This is a genomic window from Candidatus Firestonebacteria bacterium RIFOXYD2_FULL_39_29 (assembly GCA_001778375.1).
Lineage (GTDB): Bacteria > Oederibacteriota > D2-FULL-39-29 > D2-FULL-39-29 > D2-FULL-39-29 > D2-FULL-39-29.
In genome coordinates, this window is record MFGV01000037.1 from 1 (window position 1) to 5425 (window position 5425).

At 42.8% G+C, this 5425-nt stretch carries 3 protein-coding genes; 1 reads left to right on the forward strand and 2 read right to left on the reverse strand.

Translation table 11 applies throughout. From position 1 onward, the window contains the following. Positions 1–191 precede the first annotated feature (191 nt). Positions 192–2804 carry an alanine--tRNA ligase gene (locus A2536_05315; protein OGF46768.1) on the forward strand — a complete coding sequence of 871 codons (2613 nt, stop codon included), beginning with the start codon at positions 192–194 and terminating at the stop codon, positions 2802–2804. A gap of 136 nt (positions 2805–2940) precedes the next feature. Here A2536_05315 and A2536_05320 read toward each other — a convergent pair whose 3' ends face one another. Together A2536_05320 and A2536_05325 are read right to left on the reverse strand one after the other, a co-directional pair. Next, the gene (locus A2536_05320) at positions 2941–4020 is read right to left on the reverse strand and encodes a hypothetical protein (protein OGF46769.1); all 1080 of its coding nucleotides are present in this window, start codon (positions 4018–4020) and stop codon (positions 2941–2943) included. Positions 4021–4039: 19 nt separating this feature from the next. Beyond that, on the reverse strand, positions 4040–5317 hold the full coding sequence (locus A2536_05325) for an alpha-L-fucosidase (GenBank protein OGF46770.1): 1278 nt from the start codon (positions 5315–5317) through the stop codon (positions 4040–4042). Between the last annotated feature and the right edge of the window lie 108 nt (positions 5318–5425).

A 5425-nucleotide genomic window follows, 5' to 3' on the forward strand; every position in this document is an offset into this window, starting at 1 on the left:
CGGTGTTTCTAGAAATAATTGCGACACAGTCTGAATTACTATTGACTAGTGACTATTTATGGTAAGCGGATAAATGATTCCGCTAAAATTTAATAATAAGAATAATGTTTTAGTAAATATAGCGAGAGTTATTTCTCGCTTCATAAAATAGTCACTAGTCATTAGTAAATAGTACTTAAAGGAGTTTCATTATGCGCACAAACGATATCCGAACATTATTTCTCGACTACTTCAAGTCCAAAGACCATACTCTTGTCAAAAGTGACTCGTTAATTCCTTCAAATGACCCTACACTGTTGTTTACTTCTGCGGGGATGGTGCAGTTTAAATCCATGTATGTTTCGAAGGGCAAGCTTGAATATGTAAGAGCAACCTCCTGTCAAAAGTGTGTCAGGACTCCGGATCTTGAGAATGTGGGAAAAACCCCGAGACATCATACTTTTTTTGAAATGCTAGGTAACTTTTCTTTTGGCGATTATTTTAAAAAAGAATCACTGGCCTATTCCTGGGATTTTATTACGAATGTCCTGAAACTTCCGAAAGACAGCCTTTGGGCAAGTATATATGAAGATGATAATGAAGCTTTTGAGATCTGGAATAAAGAGATAGGGCTTCCCGCGGAAAGAATCGTGCGTCTCGGTAAGAAAGATAACTTCTGGGGGCCGGTGGGCGGTACAGGGCCTTGCGGGCCTTGCAGTGAAATATATATAGATTTTGGCCCTTCCTTCGGCTGCGGTAAAAAAGATTGCAAGCCGGGTTGTGATTGCGACAGGTTCGAAGAGTTCTGGAATAATGTGTTCCCCTGTTTCGACGCCCAGCCTGACGGTTCTTTTAAACCCCTGCAGAACCGTGGAGTTGATACCGGGATGGGATTGGAACGTCTGGCTTCGATATTACAGGATACAAAGAATAACTACGATATTGATATTATAAAACCCCTGGTGCTTGAAGCGGGAAAACTTACGAATACTGTTTACAAAAACGATGCAAAAAAAGATGTAATGCTTAAAGTCATAGCCGATCACGCCAGAGCAACGACATTTCTTATCGGGGACGGGATTTTTCCGCTTAATGAAGGTCGCGGGTATGTACTTCGCAGAATAATAAGAAGAGCGGTAAGATTCGGAAAACTTTTGGGACAGGACCTGCCTTTTATGTACAAGTTATCCGGAAATGTGGTCGAGCAGATGAAGTTGCCTTACCCGGAACTTGATGAGAGGAAGGAACAGATAAGCCGGATAATCAAACAGGAAGAAGAAAGGTTCCTTGAAACACTGAATCAGGGGATGAATCTCCTTGAAGGGTTTATGGACAAGAACAAAGGCGTTATCCCCGGGGAAGAGGCGTTTAAACTTTATGACACGTTCGGTTTTCCGCTGGAGCTTACCATAGAAATAGCTGCGGAAAAGAGTGTTAAAGTTGATGAAGCCGGCTTTGAAAAAGCGTTCACCGTCCAGCAGGAAAAAGCGCGTTCTGCCTGGAAAGGTTCAGGCGAAAAAGAGATGAGCGGGCAGCTGGCTCAATTTGCCAAGACGGAGTTTTCCGGATATGATTCTTATGACGCAGAAGCAAAGGTTATCGGATTGTTAAAAGACGGTAAAGTCGCAGACTCGGCCAATGAAGGCGAGGATGTTGCGATACTTCTTAATAAATCCCCGTTCTATGGCGAGATGGGCGGGCAGGCGGGGGATTCCGGTATTATCTCCAATGACAAATTCACCGCTTTGGTAATAAGCTCCGAAAAATTCCAGCAAAAAGTCACGGTTCATAAAGCAAAAATAAAGAAAGGCGCCGTAAAAGTAGGGGATTTTGTTAAGGCCTTTATAGATATTCCGAGGCGTAAAGCGATCATGCGTAATCATACCGCGACCCATCTTCTGCATTGGGCTCTGGGTAAAGTTCTGGGCGAGCATATAAGGCAGGCGGGTTCTTACGTCGGCCCGGAGTATTTCAGGTTCGACTTTAATCATTTTAAAGCTGTTTCCAGGGAAGAACTGGATAAGATCGAAAATCTGATCAATGAGAAGATAATAGAAAGCTCAAATGTAACGGTTACCGAACTCCCTGTTGCAGAGGCAAAAAAGACGGGAGCCGTTGCGCTTTTCGGGGAAAAATACGGAGATCTTGTCAGAGTGGTATCGGTCGAGGGCGTCAGTAAAGAGTTCTGCGGCGGCACTCATGTAAAAAATATCGGCAAGATCGGAGTTGTCAAGATCACCTCCGAGAGTTCAGTCGCTTCAGGAATTAGAAGGATCGAAGCGGTCTCGGGTCTTGGCGCTTACAAGATCATTAAGGAAAAAGAAAAAATACTGAATGACCTGTCCGAGCTTTTAAAACTTGAAGATAATCTTATCGTGGAAAGGATAAGTAAGTTTGCCGAACAGATAAAATCCCTGGAAAAAGAGATCTCAAAGCTTAAAAGAGGGGAAGGTGTCGCAAAGACTGACGATGTCCTTAAAGAAGCCAAAGAAGTTAAAGGCGCAAAAATAGTTGTGCAGGAACTTGCCGGCGTTAATCCGGGCGATCTCAGGGATATCGGGGACAAGATAAAAGATAAAATGAAAGCGGGTGTTATTGTTCTCTTTACCAAAGGTGAAGAAAAAGTTTCATATGTTTGTATGGTTACAAAAGAACTGTCTGCGTCGGTAAAAGCCGGCGTAATAGTCAAAGAAATTGCCGCGCTAACAGAAGGTAGCGGCGGGGGCAGGGACGATATGGCGCAGGGCGGTTGTAAAACAGCTTCAGTCCCTGATATGAAAGTTCTTCTTGCAAAAACGACTGAGATTATCGAGGTAAAGTTGTAATAGTCTTATTATTCCATTTCAGGGATCTCGGGACTTATTTTAAAGTGGTTTAGACCAGGAATATTATTTTTGTTTTTACAAGTTCGGTGTACTCTTTTACTGTAATGCTTCTGGCTTTTCTCGTGGGAATTGCTCTTCAGAGCTTACAGTTATCCCGGTAAACATCCAGAGCGTACTTGTATGTTTCAAGCCTCACATCCGGAGGGATAGAATGGTCGCTGTGGAACACATAAGGCGCTTTCAATTTCTTAAGTTCTTTTAATTTATACTCTATCTCTTGTTTTATCGCGATTTTATTACCGGTATTTAATACTGTTACATCAATATTACCCATAAATGCGATCTTTCCTGCGTATTCCTTTGCCAGTTCTATAACATTCATATTGGCTTTTGCCTCCATAGGCTGCAGGCAGTCAAATCCTGCTTCCAAAATCGACGGCATTGCCCGTCTGACATCTCCGCATGAATGAAGGATAACCGGTAATTTATGATCCTTGAAAAAGTTCACCAGTCTTTTGTGATAAGGCGTTACCAGTTCTTTCAAGGCTTCCGGAGAGCAAAATAATCCGTTCTTATATCCCATGTCCTCATAAATGAACATTCCGTCCGGCTTACCTGCTTCCCTAAAAAGCACCTCGTAGTGCTGAATATAAAAATTTGTGTACACTTCGCAAAAATCCTTTAACCACTCCGGTTCCAGGAGCATGGCAGGCAGAAAATACTCATCGCCTATTGTGTTCCTCATTAACTCAAAAATAAAAAGGTCTCCCAGCACAACAAACTTACCGGTCTTTCTTACTTTTTCAAGATTGTTCTTTGTTCTCTGAATATTCAGCCTGTTTTTATCGAGTGAAAGGAGCGGCTCGCGGTAACTCTTTTCCCATACTTCACGGCTTGTCATTTCAAACCCGATATGTTCGGGAGTTCCTGATTTATGCTTCCATAGTTTCATTGAAGCGCCGTTACCGTTCTTTATTACCCGCCAATCAACGGTTTCCTCGAGAATTTCTTTTTTCCCCGGCGAAGACATATAATCTATCCAACCGCCGGCGCTGATAATATCATAATTAAAATACTCTTCCGGTCTTTCTTCTCCGGGATACCCTTCCTTGGACCAGTAATCAGGTATGGTCTCAGGCCAAAAATGCTCATAAACTCCGAATCTTTCCGCCGGTTTTTTATTCAGTATCGCTGTGATTATCTCTTTTGATGTCATTTGCCGCTCCTGAAATAGATTACTTTAAAAAAATCTCAATTACCGGAACTTCAACCATAGGTTTCAACTCTGGTAAAGTCAGACACGCCTGGTTCTTCTTGACTTTTACATTCCAGGTACTGCTGGTTTTGAACTGTACTTCCGAAGCGTCGTTTAATAACTGGGCGTATCCTATCTTATCCGCAAAATCAAGATAGATGTGTTTTGACGGCCAGCTGAATAAGTGGACGTAAAGGCGTTTTGTTTCCGGATTGTACGTAAGCCTGCAATCCTTCGGGCAGATAAATTCTTTTGGGGCTTCTGTACAGCCGTAGATGGAGCGGGAGTGGCGTTTCATCCATTCACCCAGCCCGTCTAATCTGTAAATTGCGCGGGAATCAAACTCACCCCTGGCGTTCGGGCCTACATTCAATAAAAGATTACCGCCTTTGCTGACGGTGTCAATAAGGAGTTTAATGCATGTCTCAGTTGATTTCCAGGTTTGTTCGTCCCTGTGATAGCCCCAGGAGCCGCTGAAAGTATGACAGACCTCCCATGTAACTTTTTTCCCCTTAACTGTATGCCATTCTGCCGGCTGGTTCTGTTCCGGGGTGAATGTATCCTGAGGTATTTGCAAACGGTCGTTTATAACTATCCCCGGCTGGTTTTTGCGTATCATTTTTATGAGCTCTTCACTGCCCCATTCTTTTTTTCCTTTGCCTTTGAATTCTCCTTTAGGTGCGATGGAGAAGTCAAACCAGATAATGTCAATTTTTCCGAATAAAGTTGTAAGTTCTTCAACCTGTCCGTAAAGGTATTTTCTGTAATTAGCCATGTTTTTTTTAGATTCATTCTTGAGGTATTCTTTGTTATTTCTCATGGGATGGCAGTTATCAACCGTGTAATCCGGATGAGACCAGTCGAGAAGGGAGTGATAGAACCCAACTTTAATTCCTCTGTTCCTGAAAGCGTTTACCATCGGGGTGAGGAGATCTTTCCCGTAAAGAGGCGTTTCGGACGCTTTATAATCAGTGTATTTTGTGTCCCAGAGACAAAAGCCCTCATGATGTTTGGTTGTTATTACAAAATATTTCATTCCTGCCTTGGCTGCTGCGTCTGCCCATGCTTCCGGGTTGTAGAGATCAGGTTCAAAATGGTCAAAATACTTCTGGTAATCTTTTTCCGGTATGCCTTCATAGCTCCGCACCCATTCGTGGCGCGCAGGAAGTGAGTAAAGCCCCCAGTGAATGAACATCCCAAACCGGTCATGAGTGAACCAGGATGTATCGCCTTTTTGTTTGAGTATACTGTCTGACATGTGTTAAACCTCCTTAAAGTATATTGACTAATTCAGACTGTGTCGCAATTAAATTACTAACATGATATAATATGGCATATTCACTCCAAAGGAGCAAGCCATGTATCG